Annotated in this window: 12 protein-coding genes; 6 read left to right on the top strand and 6 right to left on the bottom strand. The window is 65.8% G+C overall.

Annotation, left to right across the window (positions count from 1 at the left end):
* Positions 1 to 111: 111 nt before the first annotated feature.
* Complete coding sequence (locus CFB39_RS02295; protein WP_089472058.1) at positions 112 to 1032, bottom strand: LysR family transcriptional regulator; 921 nt, start codon at positions 1030 to 1032, stop codon at positions 112 to 114.
* 162 nt (positions 1033 to 1194) lie between these two features.
* Here CFB39_RS02295 and CFB39_RS02290 point away from each other — a divergent pair, with 162 nt between their 5' ends.
* Together CFB39_RS02290 and CFB39_RS02285 are read left to right on the top strand one after the other, a co-directional pair.
* Positions 1195 to 2172: a zinc-binding alcohol dehydrogenase family protein gene (locus tag CFB39_RS02290; RefSeq protein WP_089472057.1), complete on the top strand. Its 978-nt coding sequence runs from the start codon at positions 1195 to 1197 to the stop codon at positions 2170 to 2172.
* Between the two features lie 27 nt (positions 2173 to 2199).
* Positions 2200 to 2349: a DUF1427 family protein gene (locus tag CFB39_RS02285; protein WP_241026249.1), complete on the top strand. Its 150-nt coding sequence runs from the start codon at positions 2200 to 2202 to the stop codon at positions 2347 to 2349.
* A gap of 24 nt (positions 2350 to 2373) precedes the next feature.
* Here CFB39_RS02285 and CFB39_RS02280 read toward each other — a convergent pair whose 3' ends face one another.
* On the bottom strand, positions 2374 to 3399 hold the full coding sequence (locus CFB39_RS02280) for a transporter (protein ID WP_089472097.1): 1026 nt from the start codon (positions 3397 to 3399) through the stop codon (positions 2374 to 2376).
* A gap of 208 nt (positions 3400 to 3607) precedes the next feature.
* A complete protein-coding gene (locus CFB39_RS02275; RefSeq protein WP_089472055.1) occupies positions 3608 to 4579 on the bottom strand; it encodes a phage tail protein in 972 nt (323 codons plus the stop codon).
* A gap of 121 nt (positions 4580 to 4700) precedes the next feature.
* Between CFB39_RS02275 and CFB39_RS02270 the strand changes: the two genes are divergently transcribed.
* The 4 genes from CFB39_RS02270 to CFB39_RS02255 all read left to right on the top strand — a co-directional run bounded on the left by CFB39_RS02270 (position 4701) and on the right by CFB39_RS02255 (position 11745).
* Complete coding sequence (locus CFB39_RS02270; RefSeq protein ID WP_069247001.1) at positions 4701 to 5546, top strand: M15 family metallopeptidase; 846 nt, start codon at positions 4701 to 4703, stop codon at positions 5544 to 5546.
* Positions 5547 to 5847: 301 nt separating this feature from the next.
* Positions 5848 to 9792: a type VI secretion system membrane subunit TssM gene (gene tssM, locus CFB39_RS02265; protein WP_089424365.1), complete on the top strand. Its 3945-nt coding sequence runs from the start codon at positions 5848 to 5850 to the stop codon at positions 9790 to 9792.
* Positions 9789 to 10778: a type VI secretion system-associated protein TagF gene (tagF, locus tag CFB39_RS02260; protein ID WP_069246999.1), complete on the top strand. Its 990-nt coding sequence runs from the start codon at positions 9789 to 9791 to the stop codon at positions 10776 to 10778. The genes tssM and tagF overlap by 4 nt, the downstream gene beginning before the upstream one ends.
* Positions 10779 to 10782: 4 nt before the next feature.
* Entirely contained in the window at positions 10783 to 11745 is a 963-nt protein-coding gene (locus CFB39_RS02255) for an OmpA family protein (RefSeq protein ID WP_089472054.1), read from the top strand.
* A gap of 105 nt (positions 11746 to 11850) precedes the next feature.
* Here CFB39_RS02255 and CFB39_RS02250 read toward each other — a convergent pair whose 3' ends face one another.
* From CFB39_RS02250 to CFB39_RS02240, 3 genes are all read right to left on the bottom strand, one after another.
* Positions 11851 to 14145, bottom strand: a complete 2295-nt coding sequence (locus CFB39_RS02250; RefSeq protein WP_089472053.1) for a DUF2235 domain-containing protein — start codon at positions 14143 to 14145, stop codon at positions 11851 to 11853.
* Positions 14138 to 14989 (bottom strand): DUF3304 domain-containing protein, encoded by an 852-nt coding sequence (locus CFB39_RS02245; RefSeq protein WP_089472052.1) that lies wholly within the window; start codon positions 14987 to 14989, stop codon positions 14138 to 14140. Before CFB39_RS02245 ends, CFB39_RS02250 begins: the two co-directional genes overlap by 8 nt.
* 158 nt (positions 14990 to 15147) lie before the next feature.
* Entirely contained in the window at positions 15148 to 15978 is an 831-nt protein-coding gene (locus CFB39_RS02240; protein WP_179257637.1) for a hypothetical protein, read from the bottom strand.
* Positions 15979 to 16268 lie beyond the last annotated feature (290 nt).

Genomic DNA, 16268 nt, shown 5'->3' with positions numbered 1-16268 from the left:
GGCCGGCGCCGCGCAGCCTGCGGCTGCCGGCCGGCGTACCGGTTTCTCCGACCTTTGACGGGCCTCGCATGCGAGGCCCTTTTTTCTTTCGGCACGGGCACCCGCCCGCCGTCATGCCCACGCGGCATCCCATGCCGGCTGCGCGAACCACGTCGCGAGAAACGCAACGAGCCGCGACGCGCGCGCGGTGCCGCGCGCCTGCTGGCGCAACACGTGGATCGTCGCCGGCTCCGGCGCCGCCGCGAACCGCGGCAGCACCGCGCGCAAGCGCCCGTCGCGCAGCGCGTCACCCGCGAGCCAGGTCGGCAGGTGCGCGAGACCGAGCCCGTCGATCGCGGCTTCGAGCAACGCTTCCGAATGATTGCTGCGAAACCGCGGCTGCGCCGGCACGTGGCGACGCTCGCCGAAGCGCCATGCGCCCGGCGGCGGCGCACCGTGCCAGGCGAGGCAATCGTGGCCGGCGAGCGCGTCGGGCGACTCGGGTTCGCCGCGCCGCGCGAGATACGCCGCGCTCGCGCACAGCACGCGCCGCTGCGGCGCCAGCACGGTCGCGACGAAGCGCGTGTCCTCGAGCGGGCCGATGCGCACCGCGAGATCGACGTCGGAGCCGAGCCGCGCGCCTTGCAGGTCGACCATGCTGTCGGTCAGCACCAGGTCGACCTGCAGCGCCGGATGACGCTGCATGAAGGCAGCCAGCGCGGCCATCAGATGCCGGCGGCCGAACGGCGCCGGACAGTCGACGCGCAGCAGCCCGCTCGGCTCGTCGTGCTGGCTGTGCAGGTCTTCCTGCAGGCCGCGCAGCTCGGCCAGCATCCGCGTCGCGCGCCCGTACAGCAACTGCCCGGCCTCGGTCGGCCGCAGCGCATGCGTGGTGCGATGCAGGAGGCGAATGCCGAGCTGCGTCTCGAGCCGGTCGATGCGCCGCGTGACCGACGACGCGGCGACACCCAGCCGGCGCGCGGCCGCCGAGAAGCTCTGCTGGTCGACCACGTCGACGAACAGCGCCAGATGCGGGGAAAGAAAGTCGTCCATTCGGTGCCTTCGAAATTGGCTATGCGTTTAACGCAAAGCAATCATCCGCCTTTGCGCGTTTCCGCGTCAAACCGGGCCGACTAGACTGCATGCATCCTTTCCACTCGCTGCACGCACCGCCCCCATCGGGCCGCGCGACAGCCATCCGCCACGGAGATCATCATGCGCAGCATCCGCTTCGACGCCCCCGCCGCCGACATCGAGTCGCTCGACGCGCGCGTCAGGGAAATCGACCCGCCCGTCCCGGCCGACGGCCAGATGCTGATCGAGGTGCGCGCGGCCGGCGTGAACCCGAGCGACGTGAAAGCCGCGCTCGGCCGCATGCCGCACGCGGTATGGCCGCGCACGCCCGGGCGCGACTGGGCCGGCATCGTGCGCAGCGGCCCGGACGGCTGGATCGGCGCGCCGGTGTGGGGCTCGGGTGGCGATCTCGGCGTGCATCGCGACGGCTCGCATGCAGAATGGCTCGTGCTCGACGCGGCCCTGGTGCGCCGCAAGCCCGCCGTGCTGACGCTCGACGAAGCGGCCGGCGTCGGCGTGCCGTTCGTCACCGCGTACGAAGGCTTGCGCCGCGCCGGCATGCCGACGGCCGGCGACGTCGTGCTCGTGTTCGGTGCGAACGGGAAGGTCGGCCAGGCGGCGATCCAGCTCGCGAGCGCGCACGGCGCGACCGTGATCGGCGTCGAGCGCAGCGCCGGCGGCTATCGCGGCCACGCATCGGGCGACGTGCACATGATCGACGCGTCGAAAGAACCGGTGGCCGACGCGGTACGTGCGGCAACCGGCGGCCACGGCGCGGACATCGTCTACAACACGGTGGGCAGCCCGTACTTCGAAGCGGCGAACGCGTCGATGGCGATCGGTGCGCGGCAGATCTTCATCTCGACGATCGACCGCAGCGTGCCGTTCGACATCTTCGCGTTCTATCGCGGCCAGCACACGTTCGTGGGCGTCGATTCGCTGCAGCTCGGCGGCGCCACGGTCGCGCAGATCCTCGACACGCTCGCGCCCGGCTTCGGCAACGGCACGCTGCGCCCGTTCCCGATCGGCGACGACTACGTGTACCCGCTCGAGCGCGCACACGACGCGTATCGCGCGGTGCTGGCCGGTGCGCGCGAGCGCGTCATCCTCAAGCCCTGACGCCGGACCACACGGGAGACCGCCATGATGGATTACGTGACTTCGCTCGCGGTGGGCCTCGGCGTCGGCGTGGTGTACGCACTGCTGCACGTGCGCTCGCCCGCCCCGCCGCTCGTCGCGCTCGTGGGCCTGCTCGGGATGGTGATCGGCGAACGCGTGATCGCGCTGCTGCGCTGACGTGTCGATGCGGCGCCGGTGGCACTAGCGATCATCGCGCCGGCGGAACGCCCACCACGCGGCGAGCGCCGTGAAACCCGCGACGAGCAGCACCATCAGCCAGAAGCCGTGCTTGTTCTCCGAGAACGGCACGCCGCCGACGTTCATCCCGAAGAAGCCGGCGACGATGTTGATCGGCAGCGCGATCACGGTCACGAGCGTCAGCGTGAACAGCGTCCGGTTGTTCTGTTCGTCGAGACGCGAACCGATCTCTTCCTGCAACAGCTTGATCCGCTCGTTGAGCCCGGCCAGATCGGCGAGCACCAGCGAGAACTCTTCGGTGGATTCGCGCAGCTCCTGCACGTCTTCCAGATGCAGCCACGCGGGCGGTTTCGCGAGCAGCCGGAAGATCGACCCGGGCTCGGGCGCGAGCATGCGCTGCAGGCGCGTCAGCGTGCGGCGCATCGCGCCGAGCTCGATGCGGCTCGACGTGAGCCGCTGCGACAGGAAGCGATCCTCGATGCGGTCGACGTCGACGCTCGTGCGCCGCATGATCTGGATCAGCAGGTCGGCCTGGTCGCGCAGCAGGTGCACGAGCAGTTCCGCGGGCGACCTGAACTGCTCGCCGTCGCGCACGCACGCGCGCAGCGTGTCGACCGAGCGCAGCGGCTTGAGCCGCGCGGTGACCATGATGCGCCGCTCGACGTGGACGAACAGCGTCGCGATCTCCGACGGCGTCAGTTCGAGGTTGAACATCACGTCGTTGACGATCGCGCGCAGCGCGCCGTCTTCCTGCTCGATGCGCGTCGAGCGCGAGCCTTCGTGGAGGAATTCGAAGAAGCTGTCGGGCAGCTCGAGATGCGTGCGCATCCAGCGCTCGCTCGCGCCGTGCGCGAGATTGAAGTGCAGCCAGACGAAATCGTCCGACGCCGCAGCATGCTCGCGGCACGTGCGCAGCCACGCGGCAGCCGAGTCCGCATCGAGCGTCGCGCCGGAGCCGCCGGGAACGAAGCGGAATCCGCACACCATGCCGGACGTATCGGCGCCGTAAGTCTGTACGATCAGGTCCATCGTGTCGAAGGTCGTGCTGCGCACGGCGCGCCGCGCAAAACGGGTCGCGCGCCCGCGCCGGAAATGGAAAGGAGACGTATGCCCGACGGGCATGACGCGCCGGTGACAGCGTCACGCCGCATCATACCGTCCGATTCCGCGGCCCCCAAAAGCAACGCGCCGCCCAACGGGCGGCGCAGGTGCGGCGGGTCGACACGCGCAGGACGCGTTACTGCCGCGTCTCCGACTGCGCGGCGCTCGGGCACGCGGGGTCCTTGCCCCAGTGACCATCGCAGACGCGCCAGCGGCACAGTTGATCCTCGAAGAAACCGCGCTCCGAACACTCCTTCACACGCGACGCCAGCGAGCCGGTCGTCGCGGCCGTCTTGGTCGGCACGGCCTGCGCCTTCTGCGCGGCGAGCTTCTTGTCGGCCGGCTTCGTGCGCGCGACGAGCGCCGCGAGCAGATCCGCATCCGGATCGTCCTTGCCGCCCGCCTTCGCGGTACGGGCCGGCGTCGCGTCGCGATGCTTCTTCGCCTGCGCGAGCTCGGCCTGCTGTTCCTTGTGACGCTTGCGGGCCTCGGCTTTCGTGTCGGCCTTCGTATCGGTCTTGCCGTGCGCGGCGACCTTCGCGCCCTTCGCGGCGTCGGGCTTGGCGGCGTCGGCCTTCGCGGTTTTGGTCGTCGCGGCAGCGGCGGCGGCCGCCGCACCGGCCGTGGCCGCACCCGATGCGTCGTCGGCGCCATTGGCGAGCGCTCGCGACAGGCGGCTGTTGTCCGCGGCGGACGCGGACGATGCGGATGCAACGGTTCGGGAAGCTGCGTCGTCGTTGACGATCGTGGCCGGTTGCGCGGCGGATGCGGCGGACGCGGCATTCTGCGCGACTTGCACGGCGGCATCGCTGGCCGCCGCGGCCTTCGCCGGTGCGGCGGCTGCCGGCGCAGCCTCGGCCGTGACGGCGGGGGCCTGCTCGCCCGCATGCTGCATGCGCCATGCGCCCCAGCCGCCGACGGCGACCACCAAGGCCACGACGGCGGCGATCGGCGCCTTCAGCGAACGGCGCGGCGCCTCGGCCGGCGGCGTGACACGTCCTTCCAGATTCGCGAGAATGCGCGACTGCTGAGCTCCGTCGCCTGCCGGTTTGGTATCGGACAGCAGGCTGGGCGGAGATTTCGAATTTGAATTTTCCGGCGCACTCATTCAGCGTCTCATTGAATCCTGGTTTAATTCACCGCGATAATATAGCCCGGCCTCTCGAAGCAGCCTGATTCTAAGAGCAAGCATTGCAAAACACAATCAATTCCAATTTCCGGGGATTTCTTTGATTGCCGTCGCACTCGTCGCCTATTTCGCCCTTGCCGTAGCGGTTGCGGCACTGTTGCTTTTACCGGGTATCCGCGCGACCGTATTCGAATCCGTCGCCCAGTTTCACGGCCGTCTAACGCGCCGCGCGAACGATCGCGCCTCGCGTACGCGAAGTCAGATTGTTAAATCGGCAAGCGCTACGCGCGGCGCTTTAAACGACGTGCAAAATTTACTGGTTCGCCGGCGCTTGATGATTATGGTATCGGCAGGTATTCTTGCGACGCCGCCATTGGTCGCCATTGCGTTACGCGGCCGGCAATTGTTCCAGTACGACGACACGGCGCGCGTGCCCGACGAGAAGATCGCCGCGCTGCTGCAGGGCGAACAACTCGTGCCGCCCCCGCCGCTGCCGCCGGAAGTCTTCGCCACCAAGGAAGTCGAACAGGTACGCCCGGCGCTGAAGGATGCGAGCCGCGACTGGAACTTGCTGGATCCGGATTTCCGTACGCGTTTGCTGCTGGTCTACAAGATCATGCACGAACAATATGGTTATGAAATGGCGTTGCTGGAAGGTTATCGGAGCCCGGAACGGCAGAACCGGCTGGCGCAGATGGGCACCAACGTGACCAACGCGGCCGCCTTCCAGAGTTATCACCAATTCGGGCTGGCGGCCGACAACGCATTCCTGCGCGACGGCAAGCTGGTCATCTCCGAGAAAGATCCGTGGGCGATGCGCGGCTACCAGTTGTATGGCCAGGTCGCCGAACAGGTTGGCCTGACCTGGGGGGGCCGCTGGAAAATGATGGATCTCGGGCACGTGGAATACCATAAACCCGGTTTTAAACTGGGACGCGGCAGCTAGCCAGGGCTGCCGGACAGGAAATAATGAGGGCGGCATGGGGCTTTTTAATATCCCGGCAGGAAACGATATGGGCGGCGCAAAAAATCATGCATTCCGGTGCGCGATTTTTTCCGGCCGCCGCTTCCGTTTTAAATCTCACAGCGTCCTTTCGTTAATGCGCGCGCCTTCTCCGATGCCGCGGGCGCATTGATGCCAGCCCCCTTCATCCCGTTTGACAGCATGGCGACACATCGCGGCGCCACCCTTGCCGCTCGGCGCGCCTGCGTCGCCTCATCGAATCGCACCGGAACCTGAACGTCCTATGCAACGCATCCTCAACGTGCTGACTCATCCGCGTACGCTCTCGATCGTCGGGATCGTCGCGCTAGCGGCCATCCTCTTCATCGTCGCCGACATGCTGCAGCTGCCGCTCCTGTGGGCGGCGATCGCCTTCGCGGCGATCCTCGCGCTGTGGCTCGTCGTCGCGCTGTGGCGCCGCTGGCGCGTGAAGCGCGCGAACCAGCAGCTCGGCCAGGTGCTGGAAGAGCAGGCGGAAACCGGCAAGATCGCCGCGCCCGCCGCCGCCGCGCTCGCCCCCGACGCGAAGACGGCCGACCTCGACGTGCTGCGCACGCGCCTGTCGGATGCGGTGAAGACGATCAAGACGTCGAAGATCGGCCAGGTGTCGGGCGGCTCCGCGCTGTACGAACTGCCGTGGTACATCGTGATCGGCAACCCGGCCGCGGGCAAGAGCAGCGCCGTGCTCAATTCCGGCCTGCAGTTCCCGTTCGCGGACAAGAACAGCGCCGTGATCCACGGCATCGGCGGTACGCGTAACTGCGACTGGTTCTTCACGACCGAGGGGATCCTGCTCGATACGGCCGGCCGCTATTCGGTGCATGAAGAAGACCGCAGCGAGTGGCTCGGCTTCCTCGGCCTGCTCAAGCGCTACCGCCCGAAGGCGCCGATCAACGGCATCATCGTCACCGCGAGCATCGCCGAACTCACCGGCAACCGCCCCGAATTCGCGATCAACCTCGCGAAAAACCTCCGCCAGCGCGTTCAGGAGCTGACGGAGAAGCTCGAAGTGTTCGCGCCGGTCTACGTGATGTTCACGAAGGCCGACCTCATCACCGGCTTCACCGAATTCTTCAGCAGCAGCGACAAGCACGAGTACGACCGCGTGTGGGGCGCCACCCTGCCCTACGAACCCGACGACAAGCGTGACGTCGTCGCGCAGTTCGACACGCACTTCGAGGAACTCTACGAAGGGCTGAAGGAGATCAGCGTCGCGCAGCTGTCGCTGTCGCGCGGCAACCAGCTGTCGCCGGGCCAGTTGAGCTTCCCGCTCGAATTCTCGACGATCAAGCCGTCGCTGCGCGCATTCCTCGCGACGCTGTTCGAGAACAACCCGTTCCAGTACAAGCCGATCTTCCGCGGCTTCTACTTCACCAGCGCGCTGCAGGAAGGCGAAACCAACAGCGCGGCCGCGCAGCGCATCGCGCATCGCTTCGGCCTCGACGGCGCCGCGCTGCCGAAGCCGCACAGTGCGTTCTCGAAGAACGGCTTCTTCCTGCGCGACCTGTTCTCGAAGGTGATCTTCGCGGACCGCCAGACGGTGCGGCAGTTCGCGAGCCCGACCAAGACGCGGCTGCGCTACGCGACCTTCTTCGGCTTCGTCGCGGCGCTCGCGCTCGCGCTGGGCGGCTGGACCTGGTCGACGATCGGCAACCAGCAGCTCGTCGCGAACGTGCAGGCCGACCTCGACAACGTCACGCGCCTGCAGCAGGGCCGCAATGACCTGCAGTCGCGCCTGCAGGCGATGGACATCCTCGAGGACCGGATCGAGCAACTCGAGCAGTTCCGCCGCGACAAGCCGATTTCGGTGTCGCTCGGCCTGTACCAGGGCGACCGTCTCGAGCAGCACCTGCTGACCGAGTACTACAACGGCGTGCGCCAGATCCTGCTGGCCCCGGTGTCGCAGAACCTCGCGTCGTTCATGAAGGACGTGAACGCGCACCCCGAGCAGCTCGTGCCGATGACGCGCCCGCCCGAATCGGGCGCCGTGCAGGGCGGCACGATGCCGGTCTCGACGAACGCGGCGGGCGCCGCGCCGCAGGCCGGTGCCGCACTGGCCGCGTCCGGCGCCGCGCCGGCCGCGGCGCAGCAGCCGGCCGCACCGCAGGGCGGCCTCTACAGCGATGCGTCGCCGACCAACGTGCAGGACGCGTACAACGCGCTCAAGACGTACCTGATGCTGTCCGACAAGCGCCACGTCGAGCAGGCGCACCTGACCGACCAGCTCGCCCGCTTCTGGCGCGGCTGGCTCGAGACGAATCGCGGCAACATGCCGCGCGACGAGATGATCAAGAGCGCGGAGCGCATGATCTCGTTCTACCTCGCCCGCGTGAACGACAACGACTGGCCAATGATCGACGCGAACCTCGCGCTCGTCGACCAGACCCGCGAGAACCTGCGCCACGTCGTGCGCGGGATGCCGGCCCGCCAGCGCGTCTATGAGGAAATCAAGGCACGCGCGTCGACCCGCTTCGCGCCGATGACCATCGCGCGCATCGTCGGCGACGGCAACCAGGGGCTCGTGGCCGGCAGCTACGCGATCCCGGGCACGTTCACGCGCGAAGCGTGGTTCGACTACGTGCAGCCGGCGATCCGCGACGCGGCGACCAAGGAACTGCAGGCGAAGGACTGGGTGCTGAACACGTCGACGCAGGATGACCTGACGCTCGAGGGCAGCCCCGAGCAGATCCAGAAGACGCTGGTCGGCATGTACAAGACCGAGTACGCGCAGCACTGGCAGAAGTTCATGCAGGGCATCGCGGTGCAGGGCTTCAGCAGCTTCGGCCAGGCCGTCGACGGGATGAACCGCCTCGGCGACCCGCAGGATTCGCCGATCCGCAAGATCCTCGAGACCGCGTACGACCAGACCTCGTGGGACAACCCGTCGCTCGCGAACGTGACGATCAAGAAGGCGCAGACAGGCGTCGTGAACTGGGTCAAGCAACTGTTCTCGCGCTCGCCGGCCGGCCAGGTGGCGGCCGCCAACATCGACATCAACGGCAATCCGGCCGAGGTGCCGATGGGTCCGATCGGCCAGGAGTTCATCGGGCTCGCGCGGATCGTCGCGTTGCATGACGGCACGTCGATGCTCAAGGGCTACATGGAATCGCTGTCGAAGGTTCGCACGCGCTTCAACGTGATCAAGAACCAGGGCGACCCGGGCCCGGGCGCACGCCAGCTGATGCAGCAGACGCTCGACGGCAACGGGTCGGAACTCGCCGATTCGCTGAAGCTCGTCGACGAGCAGATGCTGACGGGTCTCACCGATTCGCAACGCAAGTCGCTGCGTCCGCTGCTGGTGCGGCCGCTGATGCAGGCGTTCGCGGTCGTGATCCAGCCGGCCAGCGCCGAAGTCAACAAGGTGTGGAACGCGCAGGTCTACCAGCCGTTCCAGAACTCGCTCGCGACGAAGTACCCGTTCGCGGCGAGCGCGAAGGTCGAGGCCGGCGCCGGTGAAATCGCGCAGGTGTTCGGTCCGGACGGCTCGATCGCGAAGTTCGTCGGCACGACGCTCGGGCCGCTCGCGGTGCGCCGCGGCGACACCCTCGCCGCCCGCACGTGGGGCGACATGGGCATCGGCCTCACGCCGGACTTCACGAACGGCTTCGCACGCTGGGTCGCGCCGCTCGCCGGCGGTGCGGCAGGCAGCGCCGCCGCTTCGTCCGAGCCGCAGACCGTGTTCCAGATCCTGCCGCAGCCGAGCACGGGCACGACGGAATACACGATCGCGATCGACGGCCAGCAGCTGCGCTACCGCAACACACCGCCGCAGTGGACGAACTTCGTGTGGCCGAACCCGCAGGGCTCGCCGGGCGCGACGCTGTCCGCGACGACCTTCGACGGCCGCACGGTGCAGCTCGTCAACGAGCCGGGCCGCTACGGTCTCGAGAAGCTGATCAACTCGGCGCAACGCAAGCGCCGTCCGGACGGCACCTTCGACCTGACGTGGGCGCAGGGCAGCGTGAACGTGTCGGTGACGATGCGCATCATCAGCACGTCGCAACCGTCCGGCGGCGGCGGTGACCAGCCGCAGCAGCAGAGCCTGCGCGGCCTGCAACTGCCGTCTTCGGTCGCCGACGCGAGCGCGGGCGCCGCGCAGAACGCAACCCAGACCGCCGGCACGGGCACGCCGGCCGCAGCGCCGGCCGTCGCGGCCGCCAACGCAACGCATGCCCAGGGGGCGCAATGACGCAAACCGTACAGGCGCAGATCGCCTACTTCGGCAAGATTCCGTCGCGCGGCGACTTCGTGAAGAGCCCGCACAACCCGCAGTTGCTGCAGACGCTCGACCGCTGGATCGCGCAGGCGCTCGAGCTGCTCGCGGAAGATCCGCGCTGGAAGCTCGTCTACGAGGATGCGAAGCCGATGCATTTCGCGTTCCTCGGCTCGCGCAGCAAGCTCGCGATCGCGGGCCACATGGTCGCGAGCCACGACGTGTCGATGCGCCGCTTCCCGTTCCTCGGCGCAACGGCGCTCGAGGTCGACCGGCCGCTCGCGTTCCTCGCGCGCAGCCCGCTCGCGTTCGCGCGGCTGTGGTCGCGCGTCGCCACGCAGATCCCGCCGCTGCTCGGCAAGGACGAGCCGCCCGGCGCGCTGCAGGCGCTCGGCGACACGCAGGTGCCGATCGACATCGGCGGCCCCGGCACGTCGCATGACGGCACCTTCAACGATTTCGTCGAGCACCAGACGCTGCACGGCCTCCAGGAGATGCTGCTGGAAAGCGGTCATCCAGTGCGGCTGCGCGGCGCGATGCTCGCGCTCGGCTCGCTGCTGCGGCCGGTGATGCAGAGCGGCTCGTCGCACATCGAGCGCGGCCTCACGCTGCCGCTGCCGGTCGATCCGTTCTATCGCAGCCTCGTCGCCGCGTTCTGGCTCGAACTGATCGCGCCGTTCGTCGCGCAGGCCGACTTCGAGCTCGCGATCTTCATCGGCACGATCGCCGAGCGCGAACGGCTCATCATCGGCTTCAACGGCGCGTCGGCGAAGACGCTGCTGAGCGTCGTCGACCCGCAGACCTACGCCGCCCACAACATCGACATCGACGATCCCGAGTGGATCGACGCCCATGCGCAAAACGATCACCAGATCAGCAAGCTCGTCAGCTACCTCGACCAACCGCAACTCTCGCTGCGTGTCGCCATCGACGCGTTCCGCGAAGCGTTCATCGGAGGCTGACGGGATGCATCGCACGATTCAAGCCCGGCGCGCATGCTTTTCGGCCGCGCGCTCGCCCGCCGTCGCCGCCCTCCTCGCTGCCGGGCTCTTCGCCGGCGGCGCGGCCTTCGCGCAGAACACCGGCGCGACCGTCACGCCGGTCGGCAACGGCACGGTCGCGACCACCGCGCTGTCCGCGAACCCCGGCGCCGCGCCGGGGACGGCGTCCGGCGCCGTCGTGCACGGCACGGCCGGCACCGCGAACACCGTCACGCCGCCGCCCGCGACCGCGACGCCCGGCCAGGTGGTCGTCGGCGGCAAGGTGCCCGACGAGGCGACCAAGGCCGCCGTGCTGCAGAAGCTGCGCGATACCTACGGCGCGACGAACGTCGTCGACCAGATCGAGGTGGGCGACGTCGCCACGCCGCCGAACTGGAGCGCGAACGTGCAGAAGCTGCTCGGCACGCAGCTCAAGCAGATCAGCAAGGGGCAGCTGAAGATCAACGGCACGCAGATCGAGATGAAGGGCGAGGTGCACAACGAGGCACAACGCCAGCAGCTCGCGAGCGACATGGCGAACACGCTGAACCCGACGTATACGATCAAGAACGGGCTGCGCGTGTCGGCGTCCGAACAGGGCGTGCTCGACCAGACGCTCGCGAACCGGACGATCGAGTTCGAGACGGGCAGCGCGACGCTCACGCCGCAGGGCAAGCTGATCCTCGACCAGATGGCGGCCGCACTCGCGAAGATGCAGAACCGCACGGTCGACATCATCGGCCACACCGACAACTCGGGGAACCGCACGTCGAACATCGCGCTGAGCCAGGCGCGCGCGGATTCGGTGAAGGGCTACCTGATCACGAAGAGCATTCCGCCGCAGCAGATGACGACGACGGGCGTCGGGCCGGATCAGCCGATCGCGCCGAACGATACGGCGGATGGGCGGGCACGGAATCGGCGGATCGAGTTTCGGGTGGGGCAGTAAATTTGCGGGGGGCGGCCGGCTCCATCGCGAGCCGGCGGGCGATCACCCGATGCGGGCGGCGACGGGAATTGTCGCCGCCCGTTTTTCATGGGCGACTACCGGCCGTCAATGAACGGGAGGCGTCGCGCCGCCCTTGTACCTTTTCGCCCATTCCTGGCTCTGCTTGGCGGCCTGGTCGATACGGGCGGCGGCGAGGTCGTCCTTCTTGCGCTGTTTCGCTTCCTTGTCGAGATCACTCGACCCGAACGTATCCTTGTCGCGTGTCCGGAAGTACAGTGACGGCGCCAGCACATGGTCCTGCCAGCTCGTCAGCAGTGTGTCGTGGACGAGCATGTCGAACAGTGCTATGACTTCCGCCGGAAGCGGATGCTTGCCTTCGATACCCTCCTTCCAGGCTGACACGAGCTCCATTTCAGCTTCGGGCAGCATAGCGGCCTCGACCGTAGCCGCGCTGACCTTGTTATCAGAATCCCACGTTTCCGGCAGATTTCGGATGTGCTCCGCGGATTGCTTCCAGCCGTCCTGGTACGACGCGCTGCGCAGCTTCTTTGCCGCTTCCTTTTCGAGACGCTCCCACACCGTCGAATAGTCATTCGGCGCCTCCGCGATCAACTTCTCATAGCGTTTTTGCGCCGCGTCGCTCGCCGCCTTCATTCCCCGAAGCTTCGCCTGATCATCCGGGCTGCGGCTGGCCAGCATGCTCATGTTGATGCCTTGTCGCTGCAGTTCCCAGTCGAGTTGCGACTTCGCGGTCTTGCGCTGCAGGTCGGCGTCGCTCATGTTGCGCTTCCAGTCGGCGACGGGGTCAGCGATCGTGCGACGGAATTCGGGGTCCATATAGCGGGCCGAGATCCAGCGCATGAAGACTTTCGAATGCTCCATGAAGTCGGCGCCGGGTTTGCGGGGGACGAGGGCGTAGTACGCATCGACGAGTTGCTTGATGCGATATTGCTTGCCGTCTGCATTGATCGGCTGTGCAATCGTGAATTTCCGGAAGGTGTCCGGCTTCTTATCTCGCAGATCCTCCATCGTATCCATGACGGCCCCTGCCTTCAACGCCTCCAGCAGCATGTCTCGCAGAGGAATCCGCATCAACTCGGCGTTGAAGCCAAGCGAACCCTTTGGGGCGCCGCCAACGACGTCGCAACTCGTACCCGGATAAAGGAATTGCTCGCCGCGGGTCTTCTCGAGACTGTCGAGACGCTGATAAAAGCGCATCTCGTGCGCCGCGGCAAAATGAACACAGCGCTGCACACTGGCTGGTATGCCCAGGGCTCGATCCTTGTAGCTGGTCTTGATCATCCCCAGATACGGGACCATGCCGATCAGTTCGCCGGCCTCTTCCGACATGGCCGACGAAACAGCATCGAGCAGGCCGACAAACTTGATCTGAATCGATACGCCGTCGATGGCAAGATCCATGTCGTCCCTGCGCTTGTATTTCTCCGCCAGGTCGTTGATGAACGCGCGCGCGAGCACGCACCCGCGGTCCGCGCCGAACACCGATACCTCGATGGCCCGAACCTTCGGCATCTGCTTCTTGACCGCGTGGTACGCCTCTTCGAACTGATCTTTGGCTGCGATCAACCGCGTATCGACACCCGTCCCAAAAGCCTTGGCCATGACGGAATTGTCACGCACGATCGGCACGTTCTCCATCGCTATGCCGACAAACAGACTTCGCGCAACCGCCCAGCCCGCCTTCATCGGGGCGCCTTTGACGTTGTTCTTGAAATCGTTCTTCGCGTTGCGCCACAACAGCGTTCCGGTCGCCTTGGTGCGCTCCCAATATCGCTCCGGCGACGCATTCACCACATTCATGACGCGCCGCGCCTGAGCGGGAATGCGCTCGATATCCTTCCGAAGATCCTGGAAGGCCTTATCGATTGGCCGAAGCGAAAAATCCCCCTCGAGAAAGTTCTCGATGAACTGCTTCTTCACATCGTCGACACGCGTTTTCACGCTGGCCTGTTTGATTGGCGTATTGACGCGCGTGAACGACTTGGCGACCGACTCCGCTCCGCTCAACGCCTTCTTGCCTCCCATCTTGGCCGCGGCTACGCCCGCATTGATCCATTCATTGGCCTTGGCTGACTCATTGAGCGGCGTGCCCAGTCCCGAATAATAGAAACGGAACCAGAACTGATTGACCGGCCGATGCCTGTCATCGTTGTCGCGGTGCGCTTCCCACAAACGGCAGATGTTCGAATATTGCGAGCTCGACTTGTCGTCAATATCGCGACTTCTGCCAAACGCATCGAAGAAAAATCCCATGCGGATCGTCGCGCCACATGGCAAACAGTCCCCTTTCGGATACATGTTTGCGTCCTGGCAGACAAGCTGCATGTATGTGGACATCGGTGTCGCGTCATCCGGATCGAGCTTGATTCTCTCAGCCATGCTGCTTCTCCTCTACGCGCGGCGGCGGCACCAGGCCGTCGGGAATCGTCGGTACGTTCAACGGCTTGAACTTGCCGCTTGCCAGTTCGGCCAATACGTTCTTCGGCAGCGATTGCATCGACTTGGCGAACGCACCAGGCTTTCCGGCCGCAGCCCGCAAGATCCGCTGCACTTCCGGATGCGCATCGAATCGACTGTTCACGAGCAAACTGAAATACGCGTACTGCTCGAGGTCGTTCCGATCGGTCAGCTGGTATTTGAGCCACGCCGTCGCAACGGCACGCGCAATGCGCCGATGCGACTGTCCATCCGTATCGTCGAATTTCTTGTCCAATTGCTCCTGATAGTGCGTCGCCATCCATCGGGAAACATCCACGACCGGAATGCGCGATTCGTCCAGCAGTTGGCCGGGGAACTGAAACTCGACGTGACGATCCGGATAGAAATGAACTTCGAGAATCCGGCTGCCGACTTTCTCGGGAACGGCCGACGACGGCATCACGACCTTGGTCTCGACTTGCTGCGCATGCGAGTCGTCCATCGTCCATCGATCTGCGTCGTAGTACTTCCACTTGACCGTAAATTCGGTGCCCTTGAGCGTGTAGCAACACGCGACGCTGCCGCCACCTGCGCCCGGCGGATCGTCTCCGCCACCGCTTGCCTTGTTGCCGTATGCGTCGGTGATGGTGAAACCATTCATGTTGTACGGCAGATAGTTCCGGCCCATGACCGAAATCCCGCTGTAGGTCGGCTCGGATTTACCACAGGCCGTCACTGCGGCGAACAACAAGCAAGTCGCCAGAACACGGCCCGTCATACGAACCAATTTCGTTCCTCTATGCATCGATGCTTCCCTTCTGAATGACACCTCGCCCGCCGTTCCGTGGCAAGCAAGCGCCTGTCTTACATCTGTGATCGATCGCCTTCGCGCACGGCTCGAAGGTCGTCCAGCGTGCGATGCCGATGGGCGACTGCTCGCAACCCTGATCGAACGTAGCCGACTTACCCATGCTGCACCTCCGGCACGCGCGCCGGCGGCAACAACCCGTCCGAAATGACCGGGACAGCCACTGGCTTGAAGTTATCGCTTGCCAGCGCCAACCTCACGCTCTTTGGCAGAGACTGCATCGATTTCGCGAACACCCCCGGCTTACCGGCAGCCGTCTGCAGCACACGCTGAACCTCGGGATGTGCATCGAATCGGCCATTCACGAGCAAGTCGTAGTAGGCGTACTGCTCCAGATCGTCGAGATCCGTGAGTCGGTATTTCAGCCATGCCGTTGCTACGACACGAACGATGCGTCGAAACTGCTGATCCTCGCGTTCGTCGTACTTCCTGTTCAACTGATCCTGGTAGTGGCTGGACATCCAGCGCGACACATCGATCATCGGAATGCGCGATGTATCCGCCAGCGCACCGGGAAATTGCAGCTCGACATGACGATCCGGGTAAAAATGCACTTCGAGAATTCGATCGCCGATCTTTTCCGGAACCCGGGCCGATGGCATCACAACCCTTGCCTCGGCGTGCAGCGTTTCTTCGTTACCTTTGTGCCACTGGTCAACGTCGACATAACTCCATTTGACGATGAATTCCGTGCCTTCGAGTTTGTAGCAGCAGGCCACCCCGCCCCCGCCGCCCGGCAAGCTGTTTCCCCCGCCGGCCTTGTTTCCACGTGCGTCAGTGATCGCAAATCCGTCGAGGTTGTACGGCAGATAGTTGTGGGCAATAACCGATATCCCGCTATACACCGGTCCCGACTTGCCGGACGCGCTCAAGCTCAAAGCCACCGCAAGCAGGCCCACCGCCCCCGCAGACCTACGCCACGTCACTACGCGCCTCCAGCAACGCGCGCTCATGCGCGTCGCGAATCGCATCCCAGGTCGCATCGTCGATCGTCGCCAGCGCATCGTTGAGCGTCGTCTCGCCTTGCGCCACGGCCTCGAGGCACGCCTGTACCGCCGGATACTCGTCGAACCGCGGCGAGACCAGCACGCCGGTCATCACGTAGCACTGCAATTCCGCTTCATCGGCAATCCCGTGCGCGGCAGCGCGATCGAGTTGCTCGACGACGTCGTCATACAGTTGCGCATCCGACAAGTGATCGACCACCGCCCCCATC

It is taken from the genome of Burkholderia sp. AU6039, assembly GCF_002223365.1.
Classification (GTDB): Bacteria; Pseudomonadota; Gammaproteobacteria; order Burkholderiales; family Burkholderiaceae; genus Burkholderia.
The sequence above is the reverse complement of the archived record's forward strand: the minus strand, read 5'-3'. Positions and strand labels throughout refer to the sequence as shown.

What these genes read in the sequence shown, in the direction of transcription:
- CFB39_RS02275 (WP_089472055.1), bottom strand. Translation starts at nt 4,579, where the DNA reads ATGAGTGCGCCGGAAAATTCAAATTCGAAATCTCCGCCCAGCCTGCTG.
- tagF (WP_069246999.1), top strand. Translation starts at nt 9,789, where the DNA reads ATGACGCAAACCGTACAGGCGCAGATCGCCTACTTCGGCAAGATTCCG.
- tssM (WP_089424365.1), top strand. Translation starts at nt 5,848, where the DNA reads ATGCAACGCATCCTCAACGTGCTGACTCATCCGCGTACGCTCTCGATC.
- CFB39_RS02250 (WP_089472053.1), bottom strand. Translation starts at nt 14,145, where the DNA reads ATGGCTGAGAGAATCAAGCTCGATCCGGATGACGCGACACCGATGTCC.
- CFB39_RS02295 (WP_089472058.1), bottom strand. Translation starts at nt 1,032, where the DNA reads ATGGACGACTTTCTTTCCCCGCATCTGGCGCTGTTCGTCGACGTGGTC.
- CFB39_RS02280 (WP_089472097.1), bottom strand. Translation starts at nt 3,399, where the DNA reads ATGGACCTGATCGTACAGACTTACGGCGCCGATACGTCCGGCATGGTG.
- CFB39_RS02290 (WP_089472057.1), top strand. Translation starts at nt 1,195, where the DNA reads ATGCGCAGCATCCGCTTCGACGCCCCCGCCGCCGACATCGAGTCGCTC.
- CFB39_RS02245 (WP_089472052.1), bottom strand. Translation starts at nt 14,989, where the DNA reads ATGCATAGAGGAACGAAATTGGTTCGTATGACGGGCCGTGTTCTGGCG.
- CFB39_RS02255 (WP_089472054.1), top strand. Translation starts at nt 10,783, where the DNA reads ATGCATCGCACGATTCAAGCCCGGCGCGCATGCTTTTCGGCCGCGCGC.
- CFB39_RS02285 (WP_241026249.1), top strand. Translation starts at nt 2,200, where the DNA reads ATGGATTACGTGACTTCGCTCGCGGTGGGCCTCGGCGTCGGCGTGGTG.